Below are 18822 nucleotides of genomic sequence, written 5' to 3'. Positions count from 1 at the left end.
CTGACTTCCCAAAACCGCTGATTAATTTCGATCAGCTTTTCGACATTCGATTTTAGTCGGCGGCTTTCCGCCAGTAGGCACTGGCAATGAAACCGCCGAAAAAAGAAGCAAGTTGTTGAGGGTCAGATCGTAGTAAGTTATTCATCAATGCAAGCCAGTTGGGTAACCGATTGGCGCTGATCTGGCTGAAAATTCGAAAAAACCGGTATTGACACCACATGAGCGCGCGCTGCCAGTCGGTTACTGGCTTTGAAAAATCAGTACAAAGCCATAATCCATTGTGATTCAGTGTTTTAATGAGTACAGGGATCAGATGGTTTTGTAAATGATCCTCCGTAAATAAATCCAGAATGAAAGGTGTCAAAACCGCATCGACCCGATCATCGGATGCAATAGCAGTTTCGGTGCCGACCCGGAAATCGACCCGCTTGTCGTTAGCCACTTTTTCCCGAGCCAGCGATACCATGACTGGCGAGGCATCAATGTAAATCACTTTGTGCGGGGAGCAAATAGCCAGAACGCGCGTCAACAACCACCCCGAACCACCACCAAAGATCAGAATAACCGCATTCTGGGGAATTTGATCGAGCCAGTGCGACTGCGCTTTCCGCAATGCATTACCAAATACCAGCCGGGAGAGCGGATCATAAATTGGCGCGATCAAATCAAAACCGCTGCTGGCCGACGGCTTAGCCATGAAACAAGTTGCCTCTAGTTATGGAATCGCTTTCACTGCTGAAAATCCTTTCGAACATACAAATTAATCGATCCATGCCGGGAATGCAACGAGTAAAATTGGGGCAAAGCTGGAAAAATCGTTTGCAGATGAGTTTGGTAGTCGGCGTACTGATTATCTTCCACAATAAACCGGGGACGGTTCTGCTCTAAATCCTTTTTATACCGCGCAATAAAATACGGTTGCAGTTCGGATGGGTTGATTTGCCGCGATGCAAAAACATCGCGGGTACCGGGTAACAAGGAGGTATAACAATGCAAACGGGCCAGATTTCCGTGCCCCCAAATACTCATTCGGTCCAATGGACTTGCCAGCGATTGAATCGTTGCAACCAATGGCTCCGGTTGATACGTAAAACCGTATAAATAGTCGATTCCCAGATTTTTTTTGGTGAATGAACTTACAGTAAGTAGGAAAAAAACTGTATATAAAGCCCCTGAATAATACCGGAAACGGCTGGGATAGAGGTGTTGAAATTCGCCCGAAACGACGCCCAATATCCAGAAGATGGGATAAAATAAAAAGATGAGATAATGATTGAAAAACTGATTTGGCTTAATGATCGAAAACCAACAAACGATCAGAAGCAGCGTACAATAAATTAACCGGTTTTTGTGCGCAAAAGATTTTCGTGTAAATAAATAAACCGATAGGCTTCCAATAATGGCAGTAATAAATACAAAAAAAGGTGTTGTTTCGGGGGAATCAATAATTAGATCCGGTACTAAACTCCACTTTAAATCGGTCAGTGATCCGCTATATTCCAGGTTAAATAATAAATAGGAATGATAGAATTCGTCGATCAGTGAATTACTGAATAAATAGGTAAATAAAATGATTGATGGAATTAATCCGCAGGAAATGAGCCCGATTACTTTTCGGATAGTAAGCTGTTTCCGGATTTCTACAAAAAGAAAAACTACCAGTAATCCGGCCAGCAAAACGCCCTGCAACTTTGCGTATGGCATCAAACCCGCGATGAAACAGAGCCAATACGCATAGCTGAGCCGTCGACCGGATAAAATTGCCGAAAAGCACAGAAATTCGAGCGATAGCAAAAGATGGGGCAAAAGTTCTGAACTATAACCAACAAAATCAAACGTCGTTAGAATGGCATTAAATAATCCGTAACCCAACGATATACAAAGCGCCAGCGACTGGTTATACAGGAATTTAACCGCAAAGTAGAGACAGACAAGGCTGGGAATGGTGCAGAAAAGTATACCAATCAACCGGATGGATACGTAATTTATTCCACCAAATAACCAGTAGGATAAGGATAATAAATACGAATGAAGCGGACCAACTGTTAAACAATCAAATGATTTCCAGATAGTTGGATTGTCGAGCATGACACCCGCTCCGACAATGTAAACACTTTCATCAATGTTTTGCTCCGGAAGCAATGTATTCGGAAGTCGAAAAAAAAGAATGAGGATTGAGACAAAAAAGAGAATTAAAAACGGATTCCGAAAACGGATTTTCTTTTTTAAAAGAAGGATCACCAGACAGACTACTAAAATAATTTTAAGGACTAAAAATATTTTTTGGTGAATGTGCGCGGTTTTAAACAAATGAATGAGGGCATTTTGTAGAGATCCGGGGTAACTTATGAAAAGAGGATTTACAAAGACAGGTAAATAAAGTTCCATAAATGGCAAAATGGTAACATCTGAAATGCAAAATACTTGATATTTCATTTATTGCCAAAATGATCTATTGACTGGCGCATTGCAGAAGATAATTGGATGGAAATAGTAAAAAGATGACTTTTTTTCATATCTCACGTCTAAGGAAAAACATAGATCGGATGACTGATGAATGTATTTCTACACGCTGGTTTTTACTTCCTTCTGACCATTTCAGCGACTATTCAGGGGCTGGCCCAAACAAAACCGCTCCCGCAACCGACGGGGAATCACCCCGCCAGTCTGGCCATTCGAGTGGGATTGACTCAGTTATACGGTGATTTGAAAGATCCGGTATCCCAGTTTTATGGTGGTGCATCGTTGAGTATTCCAATCACCAAAACCATTGCCGTGGAATTGCCCGTCGATGGGGGAGAGCTACAGGCTCAACAGGAGGATTTTTACCATTCCATTGCGAAAACCCGCTTTATTCAGGTCGCAGCCGTTGGGTCGGTCAATGTACTTGAAGGGTTTAGAGAACTGAATAAAGTGTACGAATTGAGACCTTACGCCGGTGCCGGACTGATCTTTTTCAGGGCCGAAGCCTTCGATTTTAAAACCGGCAAGCTACAACGATTGACGAATAACGCGGGCAGTCACCGATCGCGAGACGGTATCGAAGCCCGGGGCAAAGCGGGGGTGAAGCGAACCCATGAGCTGGTATATGTGATGGGCCTTCGCGGGTCAACGGCGCTGTCACGGCGGATGAGCATCTTCTGCGACGTGCGGTTGAATATCGTTCGAACCGATAAATTAGACGCAACGCTGGATAATAACAACAACGTGTCCGTGCCTGGCGGACCGGTTTTTACCGAAGGAAATCATTACGATAGCAACACCAAGGACAAATGGGGGTACCTTTGCGTCGGGCTGAATCTTTATTTTGGCGAGCGGTTCAAAACGAACTGAATTATTTCCCGGCCAGAAAATCCGCATACGTCGCGCACTCCCGGATCATTTCCTGGTGGAATTGCGTCTGATTATACTGTTTACCTAGTTTCGCCAGGTACATACTGTATTTTTCGCGCCGTAGGTTTTTCATTTCGGCATCGAACGGTTCCTGATCGACGGAATAATTGCGTTTCGCATATTCAATTTCCTGACGGGTCCGGAATGCATTTTGTTCACATCGGGCGGCCATGAAACAGGCTTTGGCCGCAATTTCCGGATTTTTGGCGGCAGCAATGGCTTTCTCGAAAAAAGCTTTCGCCGATCGATTGGTGTAATAATCCAGCTCGTTTACCTGGTCCATCGCCAGATTTTTTTGCGGATTCTGAACCTGACGATAGGTGAACTGACTTAAAATCGGCTCGGCACCACTCCAGCGCGCCCGAACCAAAAGCCACGAATTACCAAACCAACTCAAGTTATAAGCTCCGCAACCCAATTGATAATAGAGACCAGCTGCCTCATCCCCCGTTGCGGTGCTGGCCTGATTTTCCATTGCCGCCATCTTTTCAAGAAACGAGACGGGCGTATATGAATTGGATCGGCTGGTTCCGTGCTGTTCGCCCAGCAAGTTGAGGGCAAAGGGATCTTCGTCGAAATAGGTCGTGAACGGTTCGGTCTCCCAGACTTTCGGACTGACCCGGGCATAGGCTTTGGCAGCTTCGCCGTAGTGGTTTTCGGATAAAAGCCGTCTGCCGAGCAAAATATGCAGGGCGTCATTGGTAAAACCGCTTAGTTTCAACAAGCGCCTGTCAAAATCAGTTGGGTTGGCATTTTCAGCGTAGCGGACGACTTTCTGAATCGTTGCGGCTGATGTGGTATCCTCAATGTCGTATAAATCCGAATGGCTGTCGAAATAAATCTCATTCTTGTTGAGCTGCGAAGACGTCAGGGCGGTGAGCAAAAAACCTTTCGCCGTTGCCAGGTCATCGGCTGCGTTTTGCTTCGAACCCGAACAACTGGTGAGCCAGCCGCCGGATTTTTTTTCGGCGGTTTTTCCGTAACCGTATTTAATCGCCAACTGTTTGCAGGATACCACAAACGCATTGGTCATGTAAAAATTCATTGAATTGCCGAACTGTTCCAGGTATCCAATAAGCTGATTTTCAAATTCCGGGGTAATGGTTTCGGTCTGGGCAGTTATCAATAACATTTGCTGCAGTGCAATCTGTTTTTTCAATACGGGATTGGCTGAGGTTTCCTGAGCAGCCCGGTCCAGATGCGTTTTGGCATCTGCGTACGACTCAACCAGATAGTCCAGATAGGCGGTGGCCGTCAGCCAGAACGCCGGATCTCCCAACGATTTATTTCCGGCGGACTCCAGCGCGAACGATCTCAACTGCTGAAAATAATCCGGCGCTTCCTGTTTCCGGGCAACAAACTGAGTCGAATCCTGGCGGGTTTCGTCGTCGTAGCCGTAAATGGGTGAGGTGCTTTGGAAGAAAAAATATTCGTTTCGGTTGATTTCCCGCGCCATGACCAGTTCGATCAGCGGATTTTCGGGATTGAGTCGCACCATTTCCTTTAAAAACGGCAGCGCATCCTGCCTGGGCTGAACCGCACAAAGGGCATAAACCGCTGCTTTCTCATGATCAGTGGAGCAATAGTCCAACGCTTTTTCGCGAAACCGAATGCCGTGAATCCGTAAACTGGCTTCGGCTTCGCGTCGGCGCGAAGGACAGCGATCGAAGACCTGCGCAAATTCGTAGATGGCTTTGGCCGTATCGCCCAGTGCCAAAGTAGCCCCTGCATGGCGGCAATACGCCCAGTCGCTCAGAAACGTTTTTCGGGTTAGCGAACCAACCAGCTTTTCATAAAGCGACTGGCAATCGTGGTATTTCTTCGCCATTGCCGCCAGTTTAACGGCCTGAAAGGCATATCGTTCTTTTAGAAATACATCCGATGTTGCGGCAAAACCGGTTTTGGCCCCGGCCAACAGCGTTCTCAACACCGCCGTAGAAGTATCCAGTTTAGCCGAGTCAACTTCCCAGGAATTGACCGGTTGGGGAGTGGCGTCTTCCACCCGCCAGGCAAAATTCAGATAATCCAGTGCCGCCGGACTGGACGCGGACGCCCAGCGAACAAGTCCGTTGGTTGTCTTATCCGCGTGGTTATAAAGTGCTGCCGCGATCTCACTTTCGGGCACTTTTTCGCGGCTGTACGTTTTCCAGGCCAGCGTATTTTCGTCCGTTTCTACCGAATCTTCGTCGGTAACATCGTTGTCATCATACCGATACAGTTGCGGGGTAAAGTGGTAAACCTGATCGCGCCCGGCCGACCGGCTGCTTTCGGGCATGAAAAAACTCATGAACTCATTGAGGTCGTAAGTGCCTGGCCCACACGCAAAACCGATCAATATAGCCAGCGATAAAAAAAATCTACGGAGACGACCGGAAGAGAGATTGGAGAAACGCATCGGAATAGGCAGAAATGACGGTAGAATCGAGATGATAGAGGGCAAATGTAAGTTTTTGATTTTGAATTTTCGCTAGCACAAGCTGCTTCCCGAGCGCCAGATCGTCGGGTTTGGAGCGTTCCGCTCGGAAAACATCGCCCTGACGGATGGAGAAGCCGAGGGCATTCGTGTCGCGCTGCGCCACAAACCGGTTTTCGGGTTGCGGTTTTAAAAACGAATGCCTTGAAAGGGTTTGCTGATCCATCGAATTCAGTAAAGTCAAAAACCGGTTGTTGCGGTAGACGACCGTCCAGCGGAACAACGGGAACACCACGTCCAGTGGCAGCGGATATTTTTCCATAAAATCAATGTATCGATTGGCCACCTCCAGATCGTAAATGGAGTTTCTGGTTTCCGGACGTTTCCAATCCGCCATATTGTAAAACATGAGCATACCGCGCTCGACGGGCGGAATACCCGTTTGTTCCGAATACTTGATTTGATGGAGCCGAATCGTGGCCGAAACCGTCCCGGTATACCGGTTTTTGATTTCCCGAAGCAGTTGGAAATACCGGTCGCGGGTGGTGGCAGTCCAGTCGCAATCGAGTTGGATTTCCTGCGGATCGATGCCGTTTTGGTGACTGATTTGAGAAATTTTCCGAAACAATCTAGCCGCCAACTCCGGAATGTCCGGAATTTTACAACGAAGCATGGTTTGATTCGTAATAAAAACAACAGGTATCACCGAAAAACCTACGGGCTTCCGGATAAACCGGATAACCGCTCTGGGCGCGGGCGATTGGGCTTGCGGGTCCCAGTCCAGATCGAAAAACCGGATGTACAATTTTCGGGTTTTCAGCTGGTTCAGAAGCAGCATTTCAGCAGGAGCGGGGTTAAAGGTAGTTTGCCAGTAATAAAATGCCGGCGTAATTTGTTTACGAGCGGGATTCTGACACGTCGCAAAACAGGCTAAAAATAAACTTGAAGCGATTCGTAACCATTGGCTTGTGATTCGTTTCCAACCGTTTGATTTCATGTTGGCAAGAAAATTTGGAAGTAATGTTACGCTGAAACAAGGTATTTTTCTTAAAGGTACCAAGGCGTTTTTTCAAAGATGTCTTCGTTCCTGAAAAGCTGGATAAAACCGGAATGCAGCCGGGGCGTCAGTCTTGCCAACCGCCGGTATTCCCGGGACAAGCCGTACGTTTATTCGGGCCGCTTCTGGTTTGGACTACCGATCTCAAAAATTTGATAAACTTTTCATACCTATTAACCCGATCTGATTGCAACGTAAATATGAGTCAGTTTTAGGTCAGGATACCGGTTTACGAATGTCCAGAAGCGTAAACGGAAGGCCGTGCAGTGAAAAGATCGCCTGGCATGAATTGTGTCCCGCCGTTAAAGGCCAATCATTCGGCTTTATTAGTACATTCGCGGAACCAAATCGACACGGGTATCTTCAAGTTAGTTTATGTTAGATCAATACAAACAGCAGCATCCTTACCTGGTGGCGCTGGATTCCATTATTTTCGGTTTTGATGGGGAAAGCCTGAAAGTGTTGTTGGTAAAACGGGGCGTTGAAGAAAAAACCTGGTCGCTGATGGGCGGCTGGTTACAATCCGAAGAAAGTCTCGAGCAGGCAGCCAGTCGCATATTATATGATCTGACGGGATTGACCAACGTATATCTGGAGCAGTTGCACGCATTTGGTAATCCTGATCGGGACCCGATCATCAGGACGGTTTCTATTGCGTACTTCTCGCTCGTTAAGATTGCCGATTACGAGTCGAAAATCTCGGGGGCCTTCCAGGCAAAGTGGTTTTCGATCTATGATTTGCCTCCGTTACTTTTTGATCACGGCGATATGGTGGATCTGGCCATCAAGCGGCTGCGCTACAAAGCCGCCCAGCATCCGATCGGCTTTGAACTTCTGAATGATAAATTTACCATTCCGCAACTGAAGAAGCTCTACGACGCCATTTATAACACCGAATTCGACAAACGTAACTTCAGTCGGAAGATTCTATCCACCAACCTGTTGATCAAACTGGCGGAAAAACAAAAGGGGTTCTCGAAACGGGGTGCCTTCTACTACAAGATCGATACCGAAAAATACCACCTGGTGGCTGACTCCTTTTTGAATTTTATCCCCAATTAATTGCGGTTTTTTCAGACTGATTTCCCGGTATAATGCTATTATTTTTTAGCATAAGAAAAATTTTTGAAATTTTTTTTAGTTGTCTTATTGACAATTAAAAAATAAGCGTCAAATTTACAATTATTAAAAAGTGTCAGAATGACACAAGTTTTTAGGGCCTGTTTTGATGGTTCAGATGCGTTGAGCTTACCGGCGATTCCATACACTGGAAAATCGGTCAGCCGATGGGCTGAAAATTTCCTGACAAGCCACTGAATTCACCATCGCACAACCAACTTACAACCTATGTCAACCATTGCATTGGGCGAAAAAACGTACTTCAAAGGAATTGAGTCGATCGCTTACGAAGGCCCCAAATCAAAAAATCCGCTGGCATTCAAATGGTATAACCCCGATCAAGTCGTCGGTGGAAGATCCTTGCAGGAACAGCTTCGCTTTGCGGTCAGCTATTGGCACACCTTCACCGGAGCCGGGGGAGATCCGTTCGGACCGGGAACCCGCGTTTTTGCCTGGGATCAGCACGCCGATGCCAACGTGAGGGCAAAAATGCGGATGGACGCGGCTTTTGAGTTTATCACCAAACTGGGCGTTCCCTACTATTGCTTTCACGACATTGACCTGGTCGATGAAGGTTCGAATGTGCAGGAATACGAAAAACGCTTGCAGACCATTGTCGAATACGCCCGGCAAAAGCAAAACGAAACCGGTGTAAAGCTCCTGTGGGGCACGGCGAACGTCTTTTCGAACCCCCGTTACATGAACGGGGCAGCCACGAATCCGGATTTCGCGGTACTGGCTTACGCCGGAACCCAGGTCAAAAACGCCATCGATGCGACGATTGCACTGGATGGAGAAAATTATGTGTTCTGGGGTGGCCGGGAAGGGTATATGTCCCTGCTCAATACCAACATGAAGCGGGAAATCGAAAACCTGGCGCAGTTTCTGACAATCGCCCGGGATTATGCCCGCAAACAGGGTTTCAAGGGAACCTTCTTCATCGAACCCAAGCCGATGGAACCCACAAAACACCAGTATGATTTCGATGCGGCAACGGTGATCGGTTTTTTGCGGCAGTATGGGCTGGACAAGGATTTTCAGTTGAACATTGAGGTTAATCACGCTACGCTGGCGGGTCACACGTTCGACCACGAACTGCAGGTCGCGGCCGATGCCGGTATGCTGGGTAGCATCGACGCCAACCGGGGCGATAACCAGAATGGCTGGGATACCGACCAGTTTCCCATCAATCTTTACGAATTGGTGGAAGCGGCCCTGGTCATTCAGCAAGCCGGTGGCATTAAACCGGGGGGGATCAATTTCGACGCCAAAGTTCGCCGGCCTTCCACGGATCTGGACGATCTGTTCATTGCCCACATCAGCGGCATGGACGCTTTTGCGCGGGCTTTTATCGTGGCCGATAACCTGCTGCGGGATTCCGACTACCTCAAATTCCGGGCAGAACGGTATGCTTCCTTTGATGAGGGACAAGGCAAGGCTTTTCGGGAAGGAAAACTGACGCTGGAAGACTTACGCAGTTACACCGTGGAAAAGGGCGAGCCGCAATCCCGGAGCGGTAAGCAGGAATGGTTGGAGAGTCTGATCAATCAGTACATCTGATCGGTCGAGGGGGTCTGGTTTACCTTCTGCCGCGTTCAGCCGGAAGGTAAACCAGGGCCGCAATTCGTATATCGTATAGCGCTTTTATCCGTCTACAATCCAGCAAGTTCTATGACTTTCCAGGTTCACGACCACGCGTTATGGCGCTCCTTTCGTGAAGGAGAAAAAAAGGCATTGGGTCAATTGGTTGAGCGCTATTATCGCCCGCTGAAGCACTATGGTTTAAAATTTAGGGTGGATGAAGCCGTGGTGGAGGACGCTATTCAGGAACTCTTTCTACAACTCTGGCAAAACCGCCTGCAGATCAATGAAACCGAATCGGTTAAACATTATTTATTAAAAGCCCTTCGGCACCACATCCTGCAACATGTACGGGTGCAGAAACGGCTGGCTTTTGAGGAATTGGATTGGGATACAACCATTCTGGAAGACATCGATTCCGAAACGTTATTGATTCACCAGGAATCATTCGCCAGCCTGACCAAAACCATACAGGTCCAGCTTGCCGCGTTACCGGCCCGCGAACGGGAAGCCTTGTACCTGCGCTACTACGAGAATTTATCCATTCCCGAGATTGCCGAGACGATGCACGTCAACCGGCAATCCGTTTCTAATTTTCTGCAAAAGGCACTCAACAAGCTGCGCACCCGGTGGCTGGTCCCCCTGGCTTACCTGAGTTGTATTATTTTTTAAAAAAATTTCCTTTCAGGAGGGTATCCGCGGGTACTAACTTCATACTATCAATACGAATAAGCGAAAAGTACCAATGGGCCTTCTGGATGAAGATCTTTCGAGCGTTGATGATTTCTTGGGAAATGAGGCTTTCCGGACCTGGGTTACCGAACGCCGACCGGAAGATCAGGCCCTTTGGCAAACCTGGTTAACGCTGCATCCCGAACGAAAAGAAATCTATGAGGAAGCCGTTGCGACCTTTTGGGTGATCCGGGGAAAAACCGTAGCTATTACGCAGGAAGAAATACGGGACAAAACCGCCGATATTCTGGATCAGCTGCCTGCTTCTTCAGCGCGCAGGCTTTTGTTTCCCAAGCCGTGGGGGCAATGGCTGTCGGCAGCCGCCGTTGTGGGTCTGCTGGTTTGGTGGCAGCTCGGTAAAACCGTTTTTCAGCCAACAGCGGTGAACCAAACTGGCGATGGAAAAACGATCCCGGCAGAAATCTGGCAACTGGTGAAGAATACCTCCGATAAGAGCCGTGTCGTTCTTCTGCCGGATCAATCATCGGTTTTGCTGTCGTCAGGGAGCCAATTGCGGTTTCGAAAACAGATGACTGCGGGATTACGGGAGGTTTTTCTGGAAGGTGAAGGCTTTTTTGAAGTTACTAAAAATCCGGCCCGGCCATTCGTTGTCTATACCCACAATCTAACAACCAAGGTATTGGGAACCAGTTTCCTGGTACGTTCTTTCGATCGGGAGAAAACCGCTTTTGTCAAAGTGAAAACGGGAAACGTAATGGTCTCGGCTGTTAAGTCACCCGAAAAACCGGTGTTACTGACGGTTAACGAAGAAGTTAAAGTAAACGCCCAATCCGGGCCGGTTGTGAAGCGGAAAAGCCCGCCGGCAGAAGAACCCGCATTCGCTCCCGTCACGCAACACTATGTGTTCAGGTATAAACCGGTTACTGAAATTTTTGATCAACTGGAAGCGGGCTATCACATGCCGATTCAGTATGAACGGGACGTGTTAAAGAATTGCACGTTCACGGGCCAACTGAATGACGTCCCATTTCTTGAAAAAGTCCGGTTGATCTGTCTGACAATCGAGTCAACCTACGAACTGGTCGACAATCGGGTTATCATACACAGCCGGAGCTGTGATTAATCGTATTTCCATTCTTAACCACCCTATTCCTATGATCGAAAAAACGTTCTCTTTCCTCCTGTAAACGGATATTTATCCGATCCCATTCCGTTTGACGGCCCCATTTACGGTAGGCATACTTTCCCCTCACAGCGAGGGGCCAGGAATCATTTTGCAAATTTTTAAAGACAAAAACGCAGACACCAATGCACTATTTTATAACCAATCGCAGCATTTGGATCCGGATGATGAAAATTTCGAGCTTACAGATCTTGCTTGCGCTTACCCTGATGAACATCAGTTTTGCGTTTGATGGGAAAGCTCAGGAGCTTCTCAACCGGCGCATCAGTCTTTCGATTCAAAATCAGGACGTAGAGACCGCCATCAAACAGATTGAAGAACAGGCAAATGTTCAGTTTCTGTTTAGCCGGGAAATCATCCAGTCCAGGCGTAAAGTTACTTATCAAGTTAAGAATGAGCAGCTTCATAAAGTGCTGGAGCAGATTTTGACTCCGCTTAACCTCAGCTATGAAGTCGTAGATCAGCAAATTGTGCTCAAACGGGTTGCAGCTCCAGCCACCCTTTTTCCCAGTAAAACATCCAGCGAAGTGATGACCGATCAGGCTCAGGATGTGCAGATTACGGGGCGTGTAACGGGTGATAACGGGGAAGGACTACCGGGGGTGACGATTCAGATTAAGTCGGCGACCCGGGGCACAACCACCGACGGCAACGGGGATTATCGGCTTTCGGTGCCATCGGGTAATGGAACGGTTCTCGTTTTTTCCTTTATTGGGTATACCACCAAAGAAGTAACCGTTGGCAATCAGACGGTTGTCAATGTTGCGCTGGCGGTGGATAATAAAACGCTGGAGGAGGTCGTGGTGGTCGGGTATGGAGTACAACGGAAACGCGATGTGACGGGCTCGGTGGTTTCGGTTAATGAAACCACCCTGAAAGAGGTCCCGGCACCTAACCTGGTGAATCAGCTGAAAGGCCGGGCCGCGGGGGTTTCCGTCATTAGCAACGGCTCTACGCCGGGATCTCAGGGGCAAATCCGGATCCGGGGAAACCGCACGCTGACAACGAGTTCCGGGTCGAGCGACGGGCTGGACGGCCCGCTGGTCGTGGTCGATGGAATACCCTTCGGCGGACTGAATGACATTAACCCCGACGATATTGCGAACCTCGAAATTCTGAAAGATGCATCCGCTACGGCCATTTATGGGTCGCGGGGATCGGGGGGAGTGATTCTGGTGACGACCAAACGGGGTAAAATCGGAAAACCGGTTTTCAGTTACGACGGCTACCACGGAGTGACCAACATCATGGGCAAATTTAACGTCATGGACGGAACGGAGTACGCCCGGTTTAAAGACGATGCGACCAAATACAACCGCACCAGCCCCGGCACCACCGCTTATCCGCTGACCCAGAAAGAAAAAGACGCCCTGGCCGCCGGAATTTCGACCGACTGGCAGGATTTACTGTACAAACCCGGTTTCAACACCAATCACCAGTTGAGCATGGTCGGCGGGGTAGAGAATACGCAGTATTCACTGGGTTTGGGTTATTTCAATGAAACCGGTATCATTCCCAGTCAAAAATTCGAACGCTACACCATCCGGGCCACGGTCGATCAACGCATCGGCAAGCATGTCAAAATTGGTTTGAATACCCTCAATACCCTGACCTACACCAATACACCGGGTGGAGGTGGTATTCCCGGTGGTTTGGTACGGCAAACGCCACTGGCTGCTCCTTACAATGCCGACGGTTCGGTCAACCTGTTCCCGGCGGAAGGCTCCATTGATGCGGCCGGCGTCAGCCCGTTGACGATCATTACCAAAAAGGATTCATACCTGGGGCGCACCCGGGCGATACGGACCTTTAACAGTTTGTATGCCGAGGTAAATATATTGCCCGGACTGCGGTACCGGATGAATGCCGGGTTGAATTTCAGCCAGTCGAACTACAACGGTTATAATGGCCCGCTGACCTATTTTAACAGCGCCACGGTTCAATCGTCCTCCAACGCCGAAATCAGCAATACCGAGTATTGGGACATCAACCTCCAGCACTTGCTGTATTTTGACAAGACGTTTGGAAAACATAAAATCGGCATAACCGGGCTGTATGAAATTACAAAAAACCACTCGTTAGGCAGCCGGTTTACCATAACCGGTGTTCCGGCCGATTACATCAAGACGTCTAATTTCTCGCTGGCGTCCGGAACACCAGTGGCCAATTCGGATTTCGGAAATTCATTTTCCGAAACCGGGCTGTTATCCTACATGGGTCGGGTGAATTATAGTTATAACGATCGGTATCTGTTGACCCTGACCATGAGACGGGATGGTTCGTCGACCCTATCGCCCGGTAATCAGTATTTTAATTATCCGGCAATTGGTGCCGGGTGGAACGTGATCGAAGAAGGCTTTATGAAAGGAGCCTCGTTCATTTCGAACCTGAAATTACGGGGTAGCTGGGGGCTGTCCGGGAATCGAAACGTAGGAGCCTATGCGACCCTGGGGGCATTGTCGGCCGGATATTACAATTTCGGTACGAGTACAGCCGGGCAGCAGTTGGCGTATACGGTTACCAGTCTGCCGGCCACTGGTCTGGGTTGGCAATCGACCTCCCAGGTGGACATTGGTATTGACTTCGGCTTCCTGAATAACCGCATTACGGGTTCGGTCGATTGGTACCACCAGCAAACGAAAAACATTCTGCTGTCTGTCCCGCTGCCACCGAGCAACGGTGCCGGTTCGACCCTGAAAAATCTGGGACGCACGGAAGGCAAGGGGCTGGAAACCGCCTTGACGTTTGATATTTTCAGAAGCTCAAAAGGTTTCAACTGGAGTGCCGACGTCACCTACTTCTTCAACCGGGAGAAAATTACGCAGCTCACCACACCGACCGAACTCTCCAATTTAGGGGCTGGCTGGTTTGTGGGGCAACCGCTGTCGGTTATTTTTGACTATAAAAAAATTGGCATCTGGCAAACATCGGATAAGGAAAACGGGACGCTGGCCAAACAGACCTCCCCGGCGCAGTTCCCGGGCCAGATCCGGGTGGAAGACCTGAATGGCGATGGGAAAATTGATGCGGCCGACCGGCAGATTCTGGGCAATTTCCAGCCAAAGTGGGAGGGAGGCATCACCAACCGGTTCAGCTTCAAAGACTTTGATTTGTCCATCGTAACCTTTGCCCGGATGGGAATGAAAGTGATCGTGCCGTATCTAACGGGTAATTCCACGGGTTCGGGCGGTTTTGCCTTCTACAATCAGGGTCGGGTCAATCAGGTGAAAACCGATTACTGGACCGAAACGAACCCGACCAATGCGTTCCCGGCGCCGGATGCCGGTAGTGCAGTTGCCTATTTTGGCTCCACGCTGGGCTACTACGATGGGTCATTCATCAAAGTCAGAAGTATCAACCTGGGGTATACGTTTTCCAGTCAGTTGATCCGGAAAGTCGGCATGAACTCAGCCCGCGTGTACTTCAACGCCACCAATCCGCTGATCCTGTATTCACCTTTGGTTAAGGATAAGCTGGCCGTTGACCCGGAAGGAAACAGCTACGCGAGTGGTTCGGCGACCCTGAACCCGCAGGGCGCCAGCGAACGGGGGACACCGGAACGTCAAATCGCTGTGAACCTCAACAACCCGCCCGTACGGCAATTCACGCTTGGGGTCAATTTCAAATTCTAATCATGGAGAGAACAATGAAAACAATAAAAATCTGGTCCATCATTGGCCTTACCGCGTTGCTCAACACGGGCTGCGAAAAAATATTAGAAGAAAAACCGCAATCCCAGATTGTCCCTTCCTATTTCAATAGTCCGTCCGGAGTATTAGGCGGTATTGCCGGGGTTTACAACGACATCCGGGGCCAGTGGGGTACCGAAGGGTTTACCGTTGAGATGCAGGCCGGAACTGATGAATTTCTGCAGGGAGCCAGCAGCGGTGGTGTGCCACCCTACACGTACAATGGCCTGAATAGCAGTAATTTTGGTTCGGCCTGGGGCGTTGCCTTTCAGGATATCAACACGATCAATGGTGTACTCAAATACGGCCAGACGACCGATTTGCCGGAAGCAACCCGCAAGCAGTACCTGGCCCAGGCGAAGTTTCTGCGGGCGTTCTGGTACTTTTACCTGGTGCAGACCTATGGTGATGTGCCGCTGAGCACCGAATTTATTACGGTGCCCTCCCAGGCAGCCTCCCGCCAACCAGCAGCCCAGGTATATGAGTTGATCATCAAGGATTTGACGGAGGCTGCCGCTGATTTGCCAAACCAGCCAACGGCTCCTTTTTTGGGGAAAGCCGCTACCAAACCGGTGGCGCAACTGCTGCTGGCCAAGGCGTATCTGACCCGGGGCTGGCTCAACAACACGGCGGCTGATTTTACGCAATCGGCTGCGATTTGTGCGGATATTATTGCCAATAAAGCCGCATATGGTCTGGATCTGTGGCAGGATTTTGGGGACGCATTTGTACCGGCCAACGATTATGGCAAAGAAACCATGTTTGTCAGCGATCACGTGCTCGACCCGAAATATGGCTATTATCAGGTTGGTGCAGGAGCAAGTGGCGGTGCCGCTCTCAATCTGACTCCCTGGTTTACCAATTGGAATTATCCGAATAACAGCGGCATCAATTCCTTTAAAAGTGCTGCGGGAGCTTACGTCAACAGCGGAACCTCCCTGATGATCCGGGATTCGCAGTACGGACGTCCGTATACCCGGATGCGCCCGAATAGCTACAAATGGCCATCCGGCGCAAATGCCGGCAAGAATTACTTTCTGGATCAGGCGTTTACCAATCGGACGGTCGACTCCCGGTTTATCAATTCGTTCTATACGGTTTATATTTCCAATACGGCGGTTACCAATACGCCCACGGCTGCCAATAACAAACGGGGAATTGGGTATACCACCGTGGTGGGGGCGGATACTGCCGTTTGGTTGCCCGACTATGAAGTTGAAGGCGCTCCCCAGTTCGTTGGCACGCGGCCTTTCAAAGGGCTGGTGGTACCGCCCAGCCTGTGGGATAACGGAATCTTTCCAGCTCTGAAGAAATTCATGGACCCCAGCCGGGGGGCTAACTTCAACGACCCGTCGACCCGGCCCTGCGTACTGTACCGCTTTTCGGATGTCTATTTAACGGGTGCCGAAGCGTATCTGAAATTGGGCGACGCGACCAAGGCGGCTGCCTTGCTAAATACGGTTCGGCAACGGGCGGCTTTCCGGAAGACCAATACGGCAGCTCAAAACGCGGCTGCTGTAACGGCTATGACCATTACACCGGCCGATGTAACCGTCGACTTTATCCTGGATGAGCGAACCCGCGAATTTTTTGGCGAATGGCAACGGTGGCACGATTTGGTCCGGACCCGTTCGCTGGTGAGACGCGTAAAAGCCTGGAATCCGGAAGCGGCACCCTATATTCAGGATTTTCACATGCTGAGACCCATTCCGCAAACGCAAATTGACCGGGTGGTGGAGGGACCAAAGTTTCCGCAGAATCCGGGGTATTAAATCAGCTTATTGGTAGCATATAGGTGAAATCGTAGTGCAGAATGTAAGGGGAATCGACAGTTGTCCCCTTACATTTTTTGAGTTTAACGACTACCCAATCTGAATAATAGCTTAGGATCAGGGGTTGTCAATGGTCAAAAGTGCCCAAACTAAGTTCTACGCAGGTACAGGGTGTACGCTGGTACGTCAGTAGCATAACGATTGATTTTAAGCTTATGATGAACATGATAAAAAAGATTTGCAAGGTCGTTTTAACGATTTTTGGCTTTATTCTGAGTCATACGGTTTGCGCCCAGACGACCACACTGGCCAACCCGATTCTGACCGGTTTTTATCCTGATCCAAGTATCGTGAAAGTAGGGCCGGATTATTACCTCGTTACTTCGACGTTTTCGTATTTTCCCGGCATCCCGGTTTTTCACAGCCAGGATTTGAAAAACTGGAAACAGATCGGCAATGTCATCGACCGGCCTACCCAGATGGATTTCATGGGTGAACGGCTGACTCGGGGCCTTTTTGCACCCGCCATCAGCTTTTACAAAGGCACCTACTACCTCACCTGCACCGACATCGACCACGACGGAAATTTCGTGGTGACGGCCCAAAATCCGGCCGGACCTTGGAGCGATCCGGTGAAGATTCCATCGGTCCGGGGCATCGATCCGTCGATTTATTTTGACGAAGAAACCGCCAAAGCCTACATCCTCTACAACAGCGATGCCCCTGACCGAAAACCGTTGTATTCGGGTCACCGGACCATCCGGATGTATGAGTTTGACTACCAGAACCTGAAAGTGGTTGGGGAAGAAAAACAGTTGGTGAACGGCGGGGTGGACCTCAGCAAAAAACCGGTGTGGATTGAAGCTCCCCACATCATGAAACGAAACGGCTGGTACTATCTCTACGCGGCCGAGGGCGGTACGTCGGTCAACCATTCGGAGGTGGTGCTACGGAGCAAGGAGGTCTGGGGACCGTATGTGCCGTTTGAAGGCAACCCGATTTTAACGCAGCGCGAGTTGCCGACCGACCGGAAAGACGCCATTACCTCGGCGGGCCATGCGCAGTTTGTGGATGGGCCCGATGGCAAGATGTATTGCATCTTTCTGGCCGTCCGGCCCTACGAAGGGGATTACTACAACACCGGCCGTGAAACATTCATCGCGCCCGTCACCTGGAAAAACGACTGGCCCATGATCGAGCACGGCGAGAAGGCAATTTCGTACCGCTACCCTGTTTCATACAAGGAAGTGAAACTCAAAGGCGCCCTGCCGCAGTCGGGCAATTTTGCCTACACACTGACCTTCGACAAAGAATTGGACCCGACGTTGCTGTTTATGCGGACACTGGATAAAAGCTGGTATTCGCTCTCGAAGAAACAGGGACTGACGCTGAAACTGAAACCCGAAACCGTTATGGAGTTGGGCAATCCGGCTTTCATCGGAAAACGGCAGCAGCACCTGTTCAGCATCGCCGAAACCGAGCTGGTATTTTCGCCCAAATCAGAAAAAGAAAAAGCGGGTTTGATCATTCTTCAGGACGAGGATCATTTTTACTGGTTGTGCCAATCCCGGTCGCTGGGCAAAGACGTGCTGCAACTCTACCAAAGCAAGCCCCGGTCAAAAGAGATGGAATTGCTGACTGAAGTGCCGCTGGCAGCCAAAACCGGGAAGCTGGGGCTGCGCATTAGTTCGGAGGGCGATGCGTATAGCTTTCATTTTTCGACCGATGCCAAAACCTGGGTGCTGCTGAAAGACAAGATGGATGCTAAATTTCTGAGTACCAAAGTAGCGGGAAGCTTTATCGGGTGCCTGTATGGGCTCTATGCCACCTCGTCCGGGGAACCATCCGCCAACACGGCTTCATTCCAATACCTGAAATACGCGGGAAATGACCCGGTGTTTAAATAATTGAGTGAATTTGGA

The 18822-nt window shown here is 49.4% G+C and carries 13 protein-coding genes; 9 read left to right on the top strand and 4 right to left on the bottom strand.

Annotated elements, in window-relative coordinates; all coding sequences use genetic code 11:
• Positions 1 to 52: 52 nt before the first annotated feature.
• Positions 53 to 697, bottom strand: coding sequence for a class I SAM-dependent methyltransferase (locus EHT25_RS04740; RefSeq protein WP_124871391.1), 645 nt, complete (start codon positions 695 to 697; stop codon positions 53 to 55).
• Positions 698 to 729: 32 nt separating this feature from the next.
• Positions 730 to 1704, bottom strand: a complete 975-nt coding sequence (locus tag EHT25_RS04735; protein ID WP_221622241.1) for a hypothetical protein — start codon at positions 1702 to 1704, stop codon at positions 730 to 732.
• A gap of 849 nt (positions 1705 to 2553) precedes the next feature.
• On the opposite strand from EHT25_RS04735, the gene EHT25_RS04730 reads away from it, so the two are divergent.
• Entirely contained in the window at positions 2554 to 3333 is a 780-nt protein-coding gene (locus EHT25_RS04730) for a hypothetical protein (RefSeq protein WP_124871385.1), read from the top strand.
• Position 3334: 1 nt separating this feature from the next.
• Here the strand turns inward: EHT25_RS04730 and EHT25_RS04725 are convergent, their stop codons facing one another.
• Both EHT25_RS04725 and EHT25_RS04720 read right to left on the bottom strand, forming a co-directional pair.
• On the bottom strand, positions 3335 to 5680 hold the full coding sequence (locus tag EHT25_RS04725; protein WP_124871382.1) for a hypothetical protein: 2346 nt from the start codon (positions 5678 to 5680) through the stop codon (positions 3335 to 3337).
• Between the two features lie 70 nt (positions 5681 to 5750).
• The gene (locus EHT25_RS04720) at positions 5751 to 6644 is read right to left on the bottom strand and encodes a hypothetical protein (protein WP_124871379.1); all 894 of its coding nucleotides are present in this window, start codon (positions 6642 to 6644) and stop codon (positions 5751 to 5753) included.
• Positions 6645 to 6881: 237 nt separating this feature from the next.
• Here EHT25_RS04720 and EHT25_RS32915 point away from each other — a divergent pair, with 237 nt between their 5' ends.
• The 8 genes from EHT25_RS32915 (at position 6882) to EHT25_RS04685 (ending at position 18807) form a co-directional block, all read left to right on the top strand.
• Positions 6882 to 7019 carry a hypothetical protein gene (locus EHT25_RS32915; protein WP_221622240.1) on the top strand — a complete coding sequence of 46 codons (138 nt, stop codon included), beginning with the start codon at positions 6882 to 6884 and terminating at the stop codon, positions 7017 to 7019.
• A gap of 219 nt (positions 7020 to 7238) precedes the next feature.
• Positions 7239 to 7925, top strand: coding sequence for an NUDIX hydrolase (locus EHT25_RS04715; protein WP_124871376.1), 687 nt, complete (start codon positions 7239 to 7241; stop codon positions 7923 to 7925).
• Positions 7926 to 8210: 285 nt separating this feature from the next.
• Entirely contained in the window at positions 8211 to 9542 is a 1332-nt protein-coding gene (xylA, locus tag EHT25_RS04710) for a xylose isomerase (RefSeq protein WP_124871373.1), read from the top strand.
• Between the two features lie 111 nt (positions 9543 to 9653).
• Positions 9654 to 10235, top strand: coding sequence for an RNA polymerase sigma factor (locus tag EHT25_RS04705; RefSeq protein WP_124871370.1), 582 nt, complete (start codon positions 9654 to 9656; stop codon positions 10233 to 10235).
• Between the two features lie 73 nt (positions 10236 to 10308).
• Entirely contained in the window at positions 10309 to 11379 is a 1071-nt protein-coding gene (locus tag EHT25_RS04700; RefSeq protein WP_124871367.1) for a FecR family protein, read from the top strand.
• Positions 11380 to 11606: 227 nt separating this feature from the next.
• A complete protein-coding gene (locus EHT25_RS04695; protein ID WP_124873507.1) occupies positions 11607 to 15071 on the top strand; it encodes a TonB-dependent receptor in 3465 nt (1154 codons plus the stop codon).
• A gap of 14 nt (positions 15072 to 15085) precedes the next feature.
• Positions 15086 to 16900 (top strand): RagB/SusD family nutrient uptake outer membrane protein, encoded by a 1815-nt coding sequence (locus EHT25_RS04690; RefSeq protein WP_124871364.1) that lies wholly within the window; start codon positions 15086 to 15088, stop codon positions 16898 to 16900.
• A gap of 224 nt (positions 16901 to 17124) precedes the next feature.
• Entirely contained in the window at positions 17125 to 18807 is a 1683-nt protein-coding gene (locus tag EHT25_RS04685) for a glycoside hydrolase family 43 protein (RefSeq protein WP_374756148.1), read from the top strand.
• Positions 18808 to 18822: the final 15 nt, after the last annotated feature.

This window comes from Larkinella rosea (assembly GCF_003858635.1).
GTDB classification, from domain to species: Bacteria; Bacteroidota; Bacteroidia; order Cytophagales; family Spirosomataceae; genus Larkinella; species Larkinella rosea.
The sequence above is the reverse complement of the archived record's forward strand: the minus strand, read 5'-3'. Positions and strand labels throughout refer to the sequence as shown.

Excerpts from the sequence above, each read along its gene's own strand:
- xylA (WP_124871373.1), top strand. The coding sequence starts at position 8,211 with ATGTCAACCATTGCATTGGGCGAAAAAACGTACTTCAAAGGAATTGAG.
- EHT25_RS04730 (WP_124871385.1), top strand. The coding sequence starts at position 2,554 with ATGAATGTATTTCTACACGCTGGTTTTTACTTCCTTCTGACCATTTCA.
- EHT25_RS04720 (WP_124871379.1), bottom strand. The coding sequence starts at position 6,644 with ATGCTGCTTCTGAACCAGCTGAAAACCCGAAAATTGTACATCCGGTTT.
- EHT25_RS04685 (WP_374756148.1), top strand. The coding sequence starts at position 17,125 with ATGATAAAAAAGATTTGCAAGGTCGTTTTAACGATTTTTGGCTTTATT.
- EHT25_RS32915 (WP_221622240.1), top strand. The coding sequence starts at position 6,882 with ATGTCTTCGTTCCTGAAAAGCTGGATAAAACCGGAATGCAGCCGGGGC.
- EHT25_RS04735 (WP_221622241.1), bottom strand. The coding sequence starts at position 1,704 with ATGCCATACGCAAAGTTGCAGGGCGTTTTGCTGGCCGGATTACTGGTA.
- EHT25_RS04695 (WP_124873507.1), top strand. The coding sequence starts at position 11,607 with ATGAAAATTTCGAGCTTACAGATCTTGCTTGCGCTTACCCTGATGAAC.
- EHT25_RS04700 (WP_124871367.1), top strand. The coding sequence starts at position 10,309 with ATGGGCCTTCTGGATGAAGATCTTTCGAGCGTTGATGATTTCTTGGGA.
- EHT25_RS04690 (WP_124871364.1), top strand. The coding sequence starts at position 15,086 with ATGAAAACAATAAAAATCTGGTCCATCATTGGCCTTACCGCGTTGCTC.
- EHT25_RS04705 (WP_124871370.1), top strand. The coding sequence starts at position 9,654 with ATGACTTTCCAGGTTCACGACCACGCGTTATGGCGCTCCTTTCGTGAA.
- EHT25_RS04725 (WP_124871382.1), bottom strand. The coding sequence starts at position 5,680 with ATGAGTTTTTTCATGCCCGAAAGCAGCCGGTCGGCCGGGCGCGATCAG.
- EHT25_RS04740 (WP_124871391.1), bottom strand. The coding sequence starts at position 697 with ATGGCTAAGCCGTCGGCCAGCAGCGGTTTTGATTTGATCGCGCCAATT.
- EHT25_RS04715 (WP_124871376.1), top strand. The coding sequence starts at position 7,239 with ATGTTAGATCAATACAAACAGCAGCATCCTTACCTGGTGGCGCTGGAT.